At 72.1% G+C, this 14,680-nt stretch carries 15 protein-coding genes; 6 read left to right on the top strand and 9 right to left on the bottom strand.

What is annotated here, in order from left to right:
* Positions 1–42: 42 nt before the first annotated feature.
* Positions 43–1,005, bottom strand: a complete 963-nt coding sequence (locus ACFO0B_RS08255) for a bifunctional riboflavin kinase/FAD synthetase (protein WP_378611731.1) — start codon at positions 1,003–1,005, stop codon at positions 43–45.
* A gap of 228 nt (positions 1,006–1,233) precedes the next feature.
* Between ACFO0B_RS08255 and ACFO0B_RS08250 the strand changes: the two genes are divergently transcribed.
* Positions 1,234–1,902 (top strand): metal-dependent transcriptional regulator, encoded by a 669-nt coding sequence (locus tag ACFO0B_RS08250; protein ID WP_378611883.1) that lies wholly within the window; start codon positions 1,234–1,236, stop codon positions 1,900–1,902.
* A 171-nt stretch (positions 1,903–2,073) separates the two neighbouring features.
* Here ACFO0B_RS08250 and ACFO0B_RS08245 read toward each other — a convergent pair whose 3' ends face one another.
* Positions 2,074–3,147, bottom strand: a complete 1,074-nt coding sequence (locus ACFO0B_RS08245) for a tartrate dehydrogenase (protein WP_378611730.1) — start codon at positions 3,145–3,147, stop codon at positions 2,074–2,076.
* Positions 3,144–4,604, bottom strand: coding sequence for an NAD-dependent succinate-semialdehyde dehydrogenase (locus ACFO0B_RS08240; protein WP_378611729.1), 1,461 nt, complete (start codon positions 4,602–4,604; stop codon positions 3,144–3,146). Before ACFO0B_RS08240 ends, ACFO0B_RS08245 begins: the two co-directional genes overlap by 4 nt.
* 118 nt (positions 4,605–4,722) lie before the next feature.
* Between ACFO0B_RS08240 and ACFO0B_RS08235 the strand changes: the two genes are divergently transcribed.
* From ACFO0B_RS08235 to ACFO0B_RS08225, 3 genes are all read left to right on the top strand, one after another.
* On the top strand, positions 4,723–5,964 hold the full coding sequence (locus ACFO0B_RS08235; protein WP_378611728.1) for an aspartate aminotransferase family protein: 1,242 nt from the start codon (positions 4,723–4,725) through the stop codon (positions 5,962–5,964).
* 121 nt (positions 5,965–6,085) lie between these two features.
* Positions 6,086–6,505: a YciI family protein gene (locus ACFO0B_RS08230; RefSeq protein WP_378611727.1), complete on the top strand. Its 420-nt coding sequence runs from the start codon at positions 6,086–6,088 to the stop codon at positions 6,503–6,505.
* The gene (locus ACFO0B_RS08225; RefSeq protein WP_378611882.1) at positions 6,478–7,773 is read left to right on the top strand and encodes an RNA polymerase sigma factor; all 1,296 of its coding nucleotides are present in this window, start codon (positions 6,478–6,480) and stop codon (positions 7,771–7,773) included. Before ACFO0B_RS08230 ends, ACFO0B_RS08225 begins: the two co-directional genes overlap by 28 nt.
* A 123-nt stretch (positions 7,774–7,896) precedes the next feature.
* Here the strand turns inward: ACFO0B_RS08225 and ACFO0B_RS08220 are convergent, their stop codons facing one another.
* On the bottom strand, positions 7,897–9,294 hold the full coding sequence (locus ACFO0B_RS08220) for an amidase (protein WP_378611726.1): 1,398 nt from the start codon (positions 9,292–9,294) through the stop codon (positions 7,897–7,899).
* Positions 9,295–9,307: 13 nt separating this feature from the next.
* Positions 9,308–10,294, bottom strand: a complete 987-nt coding sequence (locus tag ACFO0B_RS08215; RefSeq protein WP_378611725.1) for a D-2-hydroxyacid dehydrogenase — start codon at positions 10,292–10,294, stop codon at positions 9,308–9,310.
* A 159-nt stretch (positions 10,295–10,453) separates the two neighbouring features.
* On the opposite strand from ACFO0B_RS08215, the gene ACFO0B_RS08210 reads away from it, so the two are divergent.
* Complete coding sequence (locus ACFO0B_RS08210) at positions 10,454–11,071, top strand: GntR family transcriptional regulator (RefSeq protein WP_378611881.1); 618 nt, start codon at positions 10,454–10,456, stop codon at positions 11,069–11,071.
* On the opposite strand, the gene ACFO0B_RS08205 is transcribed toward ACFO0B_RS08210, so the two are convergent.
* Entirely contained in the window at positions 11,061–11,453 is a 393-nt protein-coding gene (locus tag ACFO0B_RS08205; RefSeq protein ID WP_378611724.1) for a DUF4345 domain-containing protein, read from the bottom strand. The two genes, ACFO0B_RS08210 and ACFO0B_RS08205, sit on opposite strands and share 11 nt — an antisense overlap.
* 74 nt (positions 11,454–11,527) lie before the next feature.
* Here ACFO0B_RS08205 and ACFO0B_RS08200 point away from each other — a divergent pair, with 74 nt between their 5' ends.
* Positions 11,528–12,181: a TetR/AcrR family transcriptional regulator gene (locus ACFO0B_RS08200; protein ID WP_378611723.1), complete on the top strand. Its 654-nt coding sequence runs from the start codon at positions 11,528–11,530 to the stop codon at positions 12,179–12,181.
* Here the strand turns inward: ACFO0B_RS08200 and truB are convergent.
* The 3 genes from truB to ACFO0B_RS08185 are packed head-to-tail and all read right to left on the bottom strand — an operon-like array spanning position 12,111 to position 14,646.
* Positions 12,111–12,995, bottom strand: a complete 885-nt coding sequence (truB, locus tag ACFO0B_RS08195; RefSeq protein ID WP_378611722.1) for a tRNA pseudouridine(55) synthase TruB — start codon at positions 12,993–12,995, stop codon at positions 12,111–12,113. The genes ACFO0B_RS08200 and truB overlap by 71 nt on opposite strands.
* Positions 12,995–13,663 (bottom strand): 4'-phosphopantetheinyl transferase Npt, encoded by a 669-nt coding sequence (gene npt, locus ACFO0B_RS08190; RefSeq protein WP_378611721.1) that lies wholly within the window; start codon positions 13,661–13,663, stop codon positions 12,995–12,997. The genes truB and npt overlap by 1 nt, the downstream gene beginning before the upstream one ends.
* Positions 13,664–13,689: 26 nt before the next feature.
* Positions 13,690–14,646, bottom strand: a complete 957-nt coding sequence (locus tag ACFO0B_RS08185) for a metallophosphoesterase family protein (protein ID WP_378611720.1) — start codon at positions 14,644–14,646, stop codon at positions 13,690–13,692.
* Positions 14,647–14,680 lie beyond the last annotated feature (34 nt).

Here is a 14,680-nt window from a genome sequence, read left to right as displayed (position 1 = left end):
CCGCGGACCGCAGCAAACCCGAGGAGCCACCTTACCGGAGCCTCACCCGCGGGCGAGCACCGCCCTGGCGGCGTCGACGTCGCCCGCCATGGCGTCGACCAGCTCGTCGACGGAGTCGAATTTGCGCATCCCGCGCAGGTGCTGGACGAAGTCGACGGCGACGTGCTGCCCGTAGAGGTCGGCCTCGCGGTCGAGCACGTACGCCTCGACGGTGCGCGCGCGCCCGGAGAAGGTGGGGTTGGTGCCGACCGAGATGGCGGCCATGGCGCGCTGCCCGGGGGCAACGGTGTCGATGGTCGGGCCGGGCCCGAGCACGGTGAACCAGCCGGCGTAGACGCCGTCGGCGGGGATGGCGGCGTGCATCGGCGGGGCGACGTTGGCGGTCGGGTAGCCGAGGGTGCGGCCGCGGCCGTCGCCGTGCACGACGACGCCTTCGACCCGGTGCGGCCGCCCGAGCGCCTCGGTGGCGCTGGCCATGTCGCCCGCGTCGACGCAGGCGCGGATGTAGGTGGAGGAGTAGGTGACGCTCTGTTCGCCGAGCAGGGTGGCGGCGTCGACCTCGAAGCCCCAGCGCAGCCCGAGTTCACGCATGGTCTCGACGGTGCCCGCGGCCTTCTTGCCGAAGGTGAAGTTGTCGCCGACCACGACCTCGGCGACGTGCAGCCGTTCGACCAGCAGGTCGTGCACGTAGCGGGAGGGGGTGAGCTTCATGAAGTCGTGCGTGAAGGGCATCACGCAGAACACGTCGACGCCGAGTTCCTCGGCGAGTTCGGCGCGCCGGGTGAGCGTGGTGAGCTGGGCCGGGTGCGAGCCGGGGCGCACGACCTCCATGGGGTGCGGGTCGAAGGTCATGAGCACCGCGGGGACGCCGCGCGCGGCGGCCGATTTCACCGCCCTGCTGATGAGTTGCGCGTGGCCCCGGTGCACACCGTCGAACACACCGATGGTGACCACGCAGCGTCCCCAGTCCGCGGGCACGTCGTCGAGACTTCGCCATCTCAGCACAGTGCGCAGCCTACGCACTGTGCGCGCCGATGCGTATTCGGGCCGGGCCGGGCATGCTCGAGGTCACGAGCGGTGGTCGGGGCGGTGAATCGGAGGTTGCCGGGTGCGGTGTGTCGTGTGTATCTCGCCCGGAGTGCATAAGCTCGAAATGTGCCCGGGAAACGAGACATCACGACCCGCCGCGAGCTGACCGACGCGCCGGAGTCCGCGGTGGACGGTGCCGCGACGGTGGCGCCGGTGCTGAGTTCGGTCGCGCAGGACTATCTGAAGGTGATCTGGACGGCGCAGGAGTGGTCGCCGGAGAAGGTGTCGACGAAGCTGTTGGCGGAGCGGATCGGGGTCTCCGCGTCGACGGTCTCCGAGGCGGTGCGGAAGCTGGCCGATCAGGGGCTGGTGCTGCACGCGCGGTACGGCGCGATCACGCTGACCGAGGACGGGCGGCGGGCGGCGATCGCCATGGTGCGCAGGCATCGGCTGCTGGAGACGTTCCTGGTGAGCGAGCTCGGCTACGGGTGGGACGAGGTGCACGACGAGGCGGAGATCCTCGAGCACGCTGTCTCGGAGCTGCTGATGGCGCGGATCGACGCGAAGCTCGGCTATCCGGATCGGGATCCGCACGGTGATCCGATTCCGTCGGTGGACGGTGCCGTGCCGACGCCACCGGCTCGGCCGCTGAGCGAGTTCGCGGCGGGTGAGTCGGGGCGGGTGGCGCGGATCTCGGATTCCGATCCGGAGATGTTGCGGTACTTCGATTCGGTGGGGATCGCGCTGGACACGGTGATCGCGGTCGTCGAACGCCGGGATTTCGCCGGCACGATCGCGATCCGCATCGGTACCGCCGAGACCCCGGTCGATCTCGGTCAGCCCGCCGCCGAAGCGATCTGGGTAACCACCTGACGGCAGGTACTGCGCTCCAGTTACTCGAGTGATCGCGCTCCTGACTCGACACGAGCGCGCCGGTCCACCGACCGCTGGCGCAGAATCGGTCGAGCCGCCGCAGGCGGACGCGATATCCGCCCGCACGCGGCCGCGCCGGAGGTGCGATCCCCGGCGCGGCCGCGGGCGGCACTACGCCGGAAGCGACTTCGCGCTCACCAGCCGACGAGCGCGATCGGCGACGGCGGCCCCGAGTTCGGCCGTCGTGGCGGTACCCCCGAGATCGGGGGTGAGCACCTCCCCGGCGCCGAGTACCTCGTCCACCGCCTGTTCGACGGCACCGGCGGCCCCCTCTTCACCGAGGTGCCGCAGCAGCATGGCACCGGCGAGGATCTGCGCGACCGGGTTGGCAATCCCCTGACCAGCGATATCCGGCGCACTCCCGTGCACAGCTTCGAACATGGATGGCGCGGAGCGGGTCGGGTCGATATTGCCGGAGGGCGCGAGCCCGAGCCCACCGGTGACCGCGGCGGCCAGGTCGGAGAGGATGTCGCCGAAGAGGTTCGAGCCGACGATCACGTCGAGCCGATCCGGGTGCAGCACGATCTCGGCGGCCAGCGCGTCCACGTGCATGTGCCTCGTCTCGACACCGGGGTACTCGAGCGCCACCTCGTCGAAGATCCGGTCCCAGTACGGCATGGAGTGGATCAGCCCGTTGGATTTGGTGGCCGAGCAGAGCTTCCCGGCGCGCTCGGCGGCCCGGTCGAAGGCGTACCTGATGATCCGCTCGCAGCCGACCCGGGTGAACACCGACTCCTGCAGCACGAATTCGTCCGGCCGCCCCGGGTTGTGCGTACCCCCGATCTCGGAGTACTCCCCCTCGGAGTTCTCCCGCACGATGAGGATGTCCAGGTCCTCGGCGGTCCGCCCGCGCAATGCGGATTCCGTGCCTGGCAGCAGCTGCACGGGCCGCAGGTTCACGTACTGACCGAAAGCACGCCGCAGCGGGATCAGCAACCCCCACAGCGAGATGTGGTCCGGCACACCGGGAAACCCGACGGCACCGAGCAGGATCGCGTCGAACCCGGCGAGCCGGGCGGGCCCGTCCGGCGGCATCATGGCGCCGGTGCGCAGATAGTTCTCGCAGGACCAGTCGAACTCGGTCCACTCCAGCCCGGGCAGCACGGCGTCGAGCACCGCCACCGCCTCGACCGTCACGTCGACCCCGATCCCGTCGCCGGGGATGGTGGCAATCCGATAGCTCACAGCCGCACTCCGATGTACTTGGTCTCGAGGAACTCGTCGATCCCGGAGAAGCCGCCCTCACGCCCGAGGCCGGACTCCTTGACGCCGCCGAACGGCGCCGCCGGGTTGGACACCACGCCCTGGTTCAGCCCGACCATGCCGGTCTCCAGCGCCTCGCACACCCGCAGCCCGCGCCGCAGGTTCTCCGTGAAGACGTAGGCGACCAGGCCGTACGGGGTGTCGTTGGCGCGGGTGATCGCCTCCTCCTCGGTGTCGAAGACGCCGATGGCGGCGACCGGGCCGAAGATCTCGGTGTGACACAGCTCGGCCGCGTCGGGCACGCCGGTCAGGACGGTGGCCGGGTAGAAATTCCCCGGCCCGTCCGGCCGCGCGCCGCCGGTGAGCACCTCGGCGCCGCGCTCCTCGGCATCGGCCACCAGGTGCTCCACCTTGGCGAGGGCGTCGGTGTCGATCAGCGGCCCGACGACCACGTCCGGCTCGGTGCCGCGGCCGATCGGCAGCGCCGCCATCCGCTCGGCGAGCCGCCTGCCGAATTCCTCGGCGACGCCGCGCTGCACCAGGATCCGGTTGGCGGCGGTGCAGGCCTGCCCGATATTGCGCATCTTGGCGGCGAGCGCGCCCTCCACCGCCTCGGCGAGGTCGGCGTCGTCGAAGACCAGCAGCGGGGCATTGCCGCCGAGCTCCATCGAGGTGCGCATGACGGTGCCCGCGCACTGCTCGAGCAGCGTCTTGCCGACCGCGGTGGAGCCGGTGAAGGAGAGCTTGCGGGAGCGCGGATCGCGGATCATCGGCTCGATCACCGCGGCCGGGTCGGTGGTGGTGACCACGTTGACCACCCCGGCGGGCAGCCCGGCCTGCTCCAGCACCGCGGCGAGCGCCAGCATGGAGAGCGGCGTCTGCTCGGCGGGTTTGATCACGCTGGTGCAGCCCGCCGCGAGCGCGGGCGCGATCTTGCGGGCGCCCATGGCGATCGGGAAGTTCCAGGGCGTGATCAGCAGGCTCGGCCCCACCGGCTGCTTGGTCACGAGGAAGCGCGAGCCGCCCGCCGGCGCCTGCATGTAGCCGCCGTCCAGCCGGACCGCCTCCTCGGCGAACCAGCGGAAGAACTCGGCGGCGTAGGCGATCTCGCCGCGCGCCTCGGCCAGCGGCTTGCCCATCTCCAGGGTGAGTACCAGCCCGAGCCGGTCGACGTCGGCGAGCAGCGCGCGGTGCACGCGCATGAGCAGGTCGCTGCGCTCGCGCGGCGGGATCGCGGCCCAGTCGGCCTGCGCCTCGGCGGCTGCGGTCAGCGCGGCGAGGCCGTCCTCGGCGCTCGCGTCGGCCACCTCGGCGATGGTCGCGCCGGTCGCCGGGTCGACGACCGGGAAGGTGCGCGCACCCTCCCGCCATTTGCCGCCGATGAACAGCCCCGTCGGCACGGTGTCCAGCGCGGCCCGCTCGTCTGACTGGGTTGGCATCCCGTCTCCTCTCGCGTGGCGATGGCATTTCCTTGTCGGAACCGCCGGAGTCATGGTAGGCATATTGTCAACAATCCGACAACAGACAATCTTCGGATTCCAACGGAGGGCGGATCCCATGACCCAGCTGTCACCGGTGCTGAAGCAGGCCACTCCCGTCGTGGTCGAGCGGGGCGAGGGGTGCTACCTCTACGCCACCGACGGCCGCCGCTACCTGGACTTCACCGCGGGCATCGGGGTCACCAGCACCGGGCACTGCCACCCGCGCGTGGTCGCGGCGGCGCAGGAGCAGGTCGGGAAGCTGATCCACGGCCAGTACACAACGGTCATGCACCAGCCGCTGCTGCAGCTCACCGAGCGCCTCGGCGATGTGCTGCCCAGCGGGCTGGACACGCTCTTCTACAGCAACTCCGGCAGCGAGGCGGTGGAGGCGTCGCTGCGGCTGGTGCGGCAGGCCACCGGACGGCCGAACGTCGTCGTCTTCCACGGCGGGTTCCACGGCCGCACCGTCGCCGCGGCCACCATGACCACCTCGGGCACCCGGTTCTCGGCCGGGTTCAGCCCGCTCATGTCCGGCGTGCACGTCGCCCCCTTCCCCACCGCGTTCCGGTACGGCTGGAGCGAGGAGGAGGCCACCGCCTTCGCGCTGCGCGAGCTGGACTACATCCTCGCCACGCTCACCTCGCCCGCCGAGACCGCCGCCTTCATCGTGGAGCCGATGCTCGGCGAGGGCGGTTACATCCCCGGCAACACCGCGTTCTTCCACGGCCTGCGCGAGCGCGCCGACCGGCACGGCATCCTGCTGGTGATCGACGAGATCCAGACCGGGTTCGGCCGCACCGGGAGGTTCTTCGGGCACCAGCACTTCGACGTCCGGCCGGACGTGATCACCATCGCCAAGGGGCTGGCCAGCGGCTTCCCCATCTCCGGGATCGCGGCCTCGGCCGAGCTCATGGCGAAGGCGTGGCCCGGTTCGCAGGGCGGCACCTACGGCGGCAACGCGGTGGCCTGCGCGGCCGCGCTCGCCACGCTGGACGTCATCGAGTCGGAGGGGCTGGTGCAGAACGCCGCCGACCGCGGCGCCGAGCTGCTGGCCGGGCTGCGCGAGCAGCAGACCAAGCAGATCGGCGACGTCCGCGGGCTCGGGCTGCTGGCCGGGTGCGAGTTCACCACGGCCACCGGCGATCCCGACCCGGCGACGGCCTCCACCGCACAGCAGGCCGCGGTCGCCAAGGGGCTGCTGCTGCTCACCTGCGGCGCGCACATGAACGTGGTGCGGATGATCCCGCCGCTCGTTGTCACCGACGCGCAGATCCGGGACGCGCTCGACATCTGGTCCGAGGTGCTCGCCGAGCTGTGACACCGGCCTGCCGGAAAAATCTTCGAAGAATGTTTCGTGCCGTGTCGATCCGGCGGGCGGCCCGTTCGACCAAGGGGTGAGAGGGTCCGAGCGGGACCCGCACACCGAGGGAGACGGACGAATGAAGTACATGCTGATCATGCGCGCCACCGACGAGGCGTACGCGGCGATGGGCGCCGTCGATATGAACGAGATGCTGGAGACGATCGGGCGCTTCAACGACGAGCTGATCCGGGCCGGGGTGCTGCTCGCCGCGGAGGGGCTGGAGGATCCGGCCGATGGCGTCGTCATCGACTACTCCACCGACCCGCCGGTGGTCACCGACGGGCCGTACGGCGAGACCAAGGAGCTGTTCGGCGGCTACTACATCCTGAGCGTGGCCTCCAAGGAGGAGGCCGTGGAGTGGGCGAAGCGGCTGCCCGCGGGCGGCCCCGGATTCAAGACCGAGATCCGCCGGGTGCCGGAGATCGGCGAGTTCCCGCAGGACAACGTGTGGATCCAGAAGGAGCGCGCCTGGCGCGAGGCGACCGGCCAGCTGTGAGGGGTGCGGCCGGGCGGGCGGCGGTCGCCGCGGTGTGGCGGATCGAGTCCGCGCGGATCGTCGGCGCGCTCGCCCGCTACACCGGGGAGTTCGCGCTGGCCGAGGATGTCGCGCAGGAAGCGCTGGCCGAGGCACTCGTGGCCTGGCCGCGCGACGGGGTGCCGCGCGATCCGGCCGGATGGCTGCTGACCGCGGGCAAGCGCCGCGCCATCGACGCCTTCCGGCGCAACTCCGCGCTCGATGACCGGTACGCCGCCTTCGCCCGCGAGCTGGGCGAGGGCGGCGCCGCCACCGGTGCCGAGCCGGCCGCACCGGAGCCGGAGCCGTGGGATCCGGACCGGATCGACGACGACGTGCTAGCGCTCATGTTCGTGGCCTGCCACCCGATGCTCGCGGCGGAGGCGCGAATCGCGCTCACGCTGCGCGTGGTCGGCGGGCTCACCAGCGACGAGATCGCCGCCGCGTTCCTGGTGCCGACCGCGACCGTGCAGGCGCGGATCACCAGGGCCAAGAAGACGCTGGCCGCGGCGCGGGTGCCGTTCGAGGTGCCCGCGCCGGAGCAGCGCCGGGAGCGGCTGGGGTCGGTGCTCGGTGTGCTGTACGTGATCTTCACCGAGGGGTCGTCGGCGAGTTCGGGGGCAACGCAGATCCGGCTCGATCTCGCGGCGGAGGCGCTGCGGCTGGCCCGGGTGCTGGCCCGGCTGGTGCCGGATCAGGCCGAGACGCACGGGTTGCTCGCGCTGCTGGAGTTGACGGCGGCGCGGTTCCCGGCGCGGGTCGGGGCGGACGGGGAGCCGGTGCTGCTGGAGCGGCAGGACCGGCGGCGCTGGGATCGGGACGGTATTCGCCGTGGGCGGGCGGCGCTGGCGCGGGGGGCCGCGATCGGGTTGGGGGCGTACGGGGTGCAGGCGGCGATTGCCGAATGTCACGCCGTGGCTCGGGCCTTCGAGGAGACGGACTGGGAGCGGATCGTGGTGCTGTACGAGGCGCTGGGGCGGATCTCTCCTTCGCCGGTGGTGCGGCTGAACCGGGCGGTGGCGGTGTCCATGGCGCGGGGGCCCGCGGTCGCGCTTCCGCTGGTCGATGAGCTGATCGGCGAAGGGGCGCTGCGGGGCTCGCATCTGGTGCCCAATGTGCGGGGTGAGCTGTTGGCGCGGCTCGGGCGGAATGCCGAGGCTCGGGTCGAGTTCGCGGATGCGATCGCGTTGTGCCGTAACGACAAGGAGCGGGGCGTGCTCGTGCGTCGAGTGGCAGAGTTGCCGCGGTGAATATCGCCCGCGTCGGCTCCGCCTCCGCGCTCGACTGATTCTTGCCTTCGGCAGGATGCGGCTGTCGCGGTATCGCGTTCGGCGAAACGCGCACGCCGCGCTCCGGCGGGCGAGCCCGGGGGCTCAGCCCAGAACCTGCTCCGCGTAGCGGGCTACGGCCAGGACGAGGTCGTCGGAGTGGCGGGGGCCGACGATCTGGAGGCCGACGGGCAGCCCGGTGGCGGTGCGGCCGACGGGGATGCTGATGGCGGGCTGCTGGGTGAGGTTGAAGGGGTAGGTGAAGGGGGTCCACTCGGGCCAGCCGCGCAGCCCGCTGCCCGGCGGCACGTCGTGTCCGGCCTCGAAGGCGGGGATGGGAACGGTCGGCGTGATCAGGACGTCGTGGTCCCGATGGAACGTCCCCATGGCGATGCCGAGCTGCGCGGCGACATTGCGCGCCTCCAGGTACTCGACGGCGCTCACGGCGTCGCCCCGATCCCAGGCCGCACCCAGCCCGGGATCGACCCGCTCCCGGCTGCCCGCCGGGAACCCGGCCAGCATGGTCGCCGCCCCTGCCGCCCACAGGATCTCGAAGGCGTCCAGCGGGTCGCCGAAGCCGGGGTCGGCGGCGGTCACCGCGAGCCCGGCTGCGGCGAGGCGCCGCACCGCCGCCTCGGTGATCGCGGCGACCTCGGGATCGACGGTGGCGAAGCCGAGATCCGGCGACCACGCGACCCGCGACCCGCGCACGTCCCGGTGCACCTCGTCGCGGAAGGCGGCGAGCGCGGGGGCGAGCGCGGTGGGGTCGCGCGGGTCGGGCAGCGCGAGGATGTCGAGCAGCAGCGCGGCATCTTCCACCGTGCGCGTCATGGGTCCGGCGTGCGCGAGCGGCCCGAACGGGCTGGCCGGGAAGAGCGGCACCCGCCCGTGCGTCGGCTTGAACCCGACGATCCCGCAGAACGCCGCCGGAATCCGGATGCTCCCCCCACCGTCGGTGCCGACCGAGACCGGCCCCATCCCGGCCGCGACCGCCGCCGCGCTTCCCCCGGACGACCCGCCCGCGGTGGTGCTCGGCGCGACGGGATTCCGCGTGATCCCGGTCAGCGCGCTGTCCGTCACCGCCTTCCAGGCGATCTCCGGCGTGGTGGTCTTGCCGAGGAACACCATGCCGTCCGCGCGCATCCGCGCGGTGACCGGGCTGTCCACCGTCCACGGCCCGGCCGGGTCCACCGAGGTGGAGCCGCGCCGGGTCGGCCAGTCCTCGGTGAGGAAGATGTCCTTGATCGAGACCGGGACGCCGTCGAGCAGCCCGCGCGCGCGGCCGGCGTGCCAGCGCTCCTGCGAGTCCTTGGCCTGCACCAGCGCCCGGTCCGGATCGACCAGACAGAAGGCGTTCACCACCGGATCCCGGTCGGCGACGACCGCCAGCACGGCCTCGGTCGCCTCCACCGGCGAGAGCGTGCCCGCCGCGTACGCCGCGACCAGCTGCGCGGCGGTCATGGCGGCGGGGTCGGCCGGGGTGGTGTTCTCGGGGTTGCTCATCGAGGGGGCTCCTTCAGCCGGGCACGTACCCGAGTTGCTTGTCGACCACATTGCGCAGGGGCCGCCCGGCGACCCAGTTGTCGAAGTTGTCGGCGAACGCGGACAGGATTGCCCCGCTCCAGCCGACCCAATCCCCGGAGTTGTGCGGGGTGATCCGGACACCGGGCAGCGTCCAGAGCGGGTGCTCCGCAGGCAGCGGCTCCGGATCGACCACGTCCAGCGCGGCGCCCGCGATCGCGCCGGTGCGCAGCGCGTCGACCAGCGCGCCGGTCACCACCAGCTCGCCGCGGCCGACATTGACGAAGCGCGCGTGCGGCTTCATCGCGGCGAAGGCGGCGGCGTCGAACAGGTGCCTGGTCCGCTCGGTGAGCGGCGCGACCGCAACCACGTAGTCGGCGTGCGGCAGCTCGGCGCGCAGGTCGGTGCCGACCGTGCCGAAATCCGGGTCGCCGGTGCGCTCCCGCCTGCCGATGGCCGAGACCCGCATGCCGACCGCGCGCAGCAGCCGCGCGATGGCCCGGCCGATCCCGCCGGTGCCGACGATCAGCACCGAGGCGCCCGCGACCCGCTCGGTCTCCCGGTGCTCCCACTCGCGCCGGTGCTGCCGGAGCAGCGCGCCGCCGAAATCCTTGGCGAAGCCGATGATCTGGCCGAGTACGTACTCGGCGATGGCCGCGTCGAAGACCCCGCGGGTATTGGTCACCACCACGTCGCTCGAGATCAGCGCCGGGAACATCGCCGCGTCAACGCCGGTCGAGCCCATGTGCACCCAGCGCGGCGGATTCTCCCGCGGCCAGGCGGCGGGCAGTGCGTCGGTGCCGAAGTCGAGCACGAAGAGCACGTCGGTCCCGGGCAGCGCCGCGGGAAGCCCGGCGGCGTCCGTCCAGCGCAGCTCGGCGCGCTCGGCGACCCGGGCGAGCGCACCCGGCTCGGGCGGGCGGCCGCCGTGCAGGATGGTGATCACAGGGGCCTTGTCCACGTTGACACCGTAGGATCGCATCGTATGATTGTCAACAATCCGATCGGGTGTCGCCGCACCGATCGTCGGAAGCGCGCTGGCAGAGGGGCCGCAGTGGATTTCAGTTTCCCGGGTATCGAGCATCCTGTCGCCCAGCGCGACGTCTTCTTCCAGCCGGTGAACCGGAAGTCGACCGCCGAGATGATCGCGGACCGGCTCCGGGACGCCATCATGCGTGGCAGTCTCGCGCCCGGCGCGCAGCTGGGCGAGGCCGATCTCGCGGCACAGTTCGCGGTGAGCAGGGGGCCGGTGCGCGAGGCCATGCAGCGGCTGGTCTCCGAGGGGCTGCTGCACAGCATCCGGCACCGCGGCATCTTCGTCATCGAGCTCGCCTTCGACGACGTGGTCGACATCTACCGGGCCCGAACCGCGCTCGAGGGCGGTGCGCTGGAGCTGATCCTGGACGGTCGCAGGGAGCTCGCCGCCGCGGCCCTGGCGCCGAGCGTCGCCGAGATGACGGCCAGGGCCGAGGCCGGGGACGCGGCCGGCGTCTCCGACGCCGACCAGGCGTTCCACGAGGCGCTGGTGCAGAGCTCGGGCAGCCCGCGGCTGGTGCGCGCGGCCCGCACCCTGCTGATCGAGACCCGGATGTGCCTCGGCGCGCTGCAGACCACCTACCCGGACCTGCGCGAGCAGGCGCGCGAGCACGTCGGGCTGCGCGAGGCGGTCGCCGCCGGTGCGCCGGAGCGGGCACGGAAGCTGCTGGTCGAGCACATGACCGACGCGGTCGAGCGGTTGCGCCCACGGATCAGCTCGTGACCCGCTTCTTCTCGTCGGCGTCGGCGAGCGCCAGGTAGACCAGCGGCAGCAGGACCTCGAGCGCGGTGAGCGCGAGCGCGAACGGGTGCGGCAGGCCGTGCACGGCGATGGAGAGGAACCGGCCCACCGCGCCGAGCAGCATGATGCCCGCCAGGAGCCGAATCGCGGTCGCCGGGATCGGGGTACGCCGGGCGGCCAGGATCCAGGCCAGGCCGTAGCCGGCGAAGACGGCGCCGAAGAAGCGGGCCTGGCTGTCCGCGGTGGCGCCGGGCGCGCCCATGTCCGGGAACACGGCCTCGCCGAATGCCACGTGCGACAGCCCGATGAGCGTGCACACCGCCCCCATGACCAGTGCCAGCCAGCGCAGTACCGACGACCCCATGATTCCCTCCCGAGGTTAGTAGACGTCTGTCTACTATGACGCTCGGGTAGACGCGCGTCAACTAAGCTGCCGGTATGGTTCGCCGTCGTCTGACCCCGGAGCAGCGCCGCGCCCAGATCGTCGAAGCGGGAGCGGGCCTCTTCGCCGACCGGCCGTACGAGGCGGTGCTGATGGAGGAGGTCGCCGCCGCCGCGGGGATCTCGCGCGCGCTGCTCTACCGGCACTTCCCCGCCAAGCGGGACCTCTTCGTCGCCGTCTACGAGCAGGCCGCGGCGCGGCTGCTTGTCGATTCCTCGTTCGACCCCGAACTTCCCGTGCCGGAGCAGATCTCGGCCGCGCTGGACACGCACCTGGACTACTTCGAGGCGAATCCGCACGCCGTGCTCGCGGCGAACAAGGTGCTCGCCGCGGACCCGACCGTTCAGGGCATCATCGCGGGCGAACTCGGCGAGCTGCGCCGACGCATGCTCGACGAGCTCGGGCTGCCCGAAGCGCGCCGGGCCGCCGCCGAGTCGGTGATCGGCGCCTGGCTCACCTTCGTCCGGGTGCTCACTGTCGACTGGCTCGAGCACGGAACCCTCACCCGCGCCGACATGCACGCGGTGAGCACCGGCGCCCTGCTCGGCGCCCTCACCCCGCTGCTCGGCGATTCGGCGGTCAGAACCCCGCCGGACGCACCACCATCACCGATGCCGCGCGCTTCCCGCTCTCCCGAAGCAACGCGATAGCCTTCCCCTCGGGATCGACCGCGGCGTACACGTCGTCCCGCCCGACGGGCTCCAGCCACCGTCCGTTGCGCAGATCCTCCGCCTGCGTCGGGTCGATATCGCGCAGCGGGAAGGCCGCGCGAACGGCCTCGTCCATGGGCAGCGAGAGCGCGGGCGACTCGGCGAGCGCCTCGAGGGTGCGCGCGTGCTCGAGGGTGAACGGCCCGACCCGCGTGCGCCGCAGCGCGGTCAGGTGCCCCCCGACCCCGAGCGCGGCGCCGAGATCACGGGCCAGCGCCCGGATGTAGGTCCCGGACGAGCACTCCACCTCGACCTCGAGATCCACGAACTCCCCCCGATCGTGCCGCGCGAGCACCGCGAACCGCGAGACGGTGACCGGCCGCGCCGCGAGCCGCACCTCCTCCCCGGCTCGATGCCGGGCGTACGCCCGCTCCCCATCGATCTTGATCGCACTGACCGTCGCCGGTACCTGCTGGATATCCCCGGTCAACTCGGCCACCCCCGCCGCGACGGCCGCGTCGGTGACGTGCCCGGCGGGCGCCGTGGCGAGCACCTCACCCTCGGCGTCGTCGGTCGTGGTGCTCGCCCCGAGCCGGATGACCGCCGAGTACTCCTTGGTAGTGAGCGTCAGCAACCCGAGCAACTTGGTGGCCCGCTCCACCCCGAGCACCAGCACCCCGGTCGCCATCGGGTCCAGCGTGCCCGCGTGCCCGATCTTGCGCGTGCCGAGGATCCTCCGGCACCTGCCGACCACGTCGTGGCTGGTCATGCCGGGATCCTTGTCGACGATCAGCAGTCCGCCGAGCGCGTCCATCAGGCGGTCGCGATCGCGGTCAGGATCAGCCCGCCGGCGACCTGCCAGCGGCCGTCGAAGTCGAGCAGCGGCCTGCCGCCGTCGTTGGTGCCGCCGGGGACCAGCAGCTTCGTGTGGAAAGTTCCGGAGCCGGAGTCGCCGTCCGCGGCGTCGACGGTGAAGGTGATGTGCGCGTCCTCGAAGCCGAGCCAGCGCAGCGTCAGCGGGAACCACGCCTTGTAGGTGGCCTCCTTGGCGCAGAAGAGCAGCCGGTCCAGGTGCAGCGGGCTCTCGGTCTCCCGCAGCCACTGCCGCTCCTCGGGCAGGCTGACCGACTCGAGCACCCCGTCGGGCAGCTCCGCGTGCGGCTCGGCGTCGATGCCGACCGAGCGGAAGCGCAGCGCGTGTGCGAGCGCGGCGGCGCGGTAGCCGTCGCAGTGCGTCAGGCTGCCGACGATCCCGCGCGGGAAGAGCGGCATGCCGCGCTCCCCCTTGCCGATCGGCACCTCGGGCTCGCCCAGCTGGGCCAGCGCCTGCCTGGCGCAGTGCCGCGCGCCGATGAAATCGCGCCTCCGCTTCTCCACCGACTTGGCGATGAGGTGCTCCTCGGCGGGGTGCGCGCGCAGCCCCTCCGGGTACTCCAGCAGCTCCGCGGCGGCGATCCCGGACGGCAGAATGTTCTCGATCATCGGCGACGAGCCTAGTCCAGCCGCCGTCAGATGCCGCGCCGCCGCTGCGCCTTCGCCCGCATCTCCTCGGCGGCGGCCGCCATCTCCGGGGTGATCCGGAAGTGGCCACCGAACTCGTTCAGCGAACCCGGCGGGTACTCGGGGGCGGGCAGGATCTGGCGCAGCAGGTTGTCCGGCAGGCCGCGGCGCTGCCACTCGCGCGGGTAGCCGAGCGAGACCTCCTCGAAGCGCACGCCGTCGTACCAGGAGGTGCGCGGGATGTGCAGGTGCCCGTAGACCGAGCAGACCGTGTTGTAGCGCAGATGCCACTCGGCGGTGAGCGTTGTGCCGCACCAGAGCGCGAACTCCGGGTAGAAGAGCACGTCGGTGGGCTCCCTGACCAGCGGGAAGTGGTTGATCAGTACCACCGGCGTGTTCGGCTCGAGCGCGTTCAGCCTGCGCTCGGTAACCTGCACCCTGGCATGGCACCAGGCGTCGCGGGTGACGTACGGGTCCGGCGCGAGCAGGAACTCGTCGGTGGCGACCACATTGCGCTCGCGCGCCACCGCGAGCCCCTCGGCCTTGGTGTTCGTGCCCGCGGGCAGGAACGAGTAGTCGTAGAGCAGGAACATCGGCACCAGGGTGACGGCGCCGCCGTGCTCCTCGGCGCCCGCGCCGCGCCACACGGCGTACGGGTCCTCCGGGGTGAGCACGTCCAGGTCGCGGCAGAGCGAGACCAGGTAGTCGTAGCGCGGCGCCCCGTGCATCTGCACCGGGTCCTTCGCTGTGGTCCAGAGCTCGTGGTTGCCCGGCACCCAGATGACCTTGGCGAACCGGCTGCGCAGCAGCTCCAGCGCCCAGCGGATGTCCTCGGTCTTCTCCGCGACGTCGCCGGCGACGATCAGCCAGTCCTCCGGCGAGTCCGCGCGGATCTGCTCGACCACGGGCCTGTTGCCCTGGTGGCCGACGTGGATGTCGCTCACCGCCATCAACTTGGGTATCACCCGATCAACGGTGCCACACCCGGCGGCGGGCCGG

This window comes from Nocardia jiangsuensis, from assembly GCF_042650385.1.
Classification (GTDB): Bacteria; Actinomycetota; Actinomycetes; order Mycobacteriales; family Mycobacteriaceae; genus Nocardia; species Nocardia jiangsuensis.
This window is presented reverse-complemented; position numbering and strand designations above follow the sequence as displayed.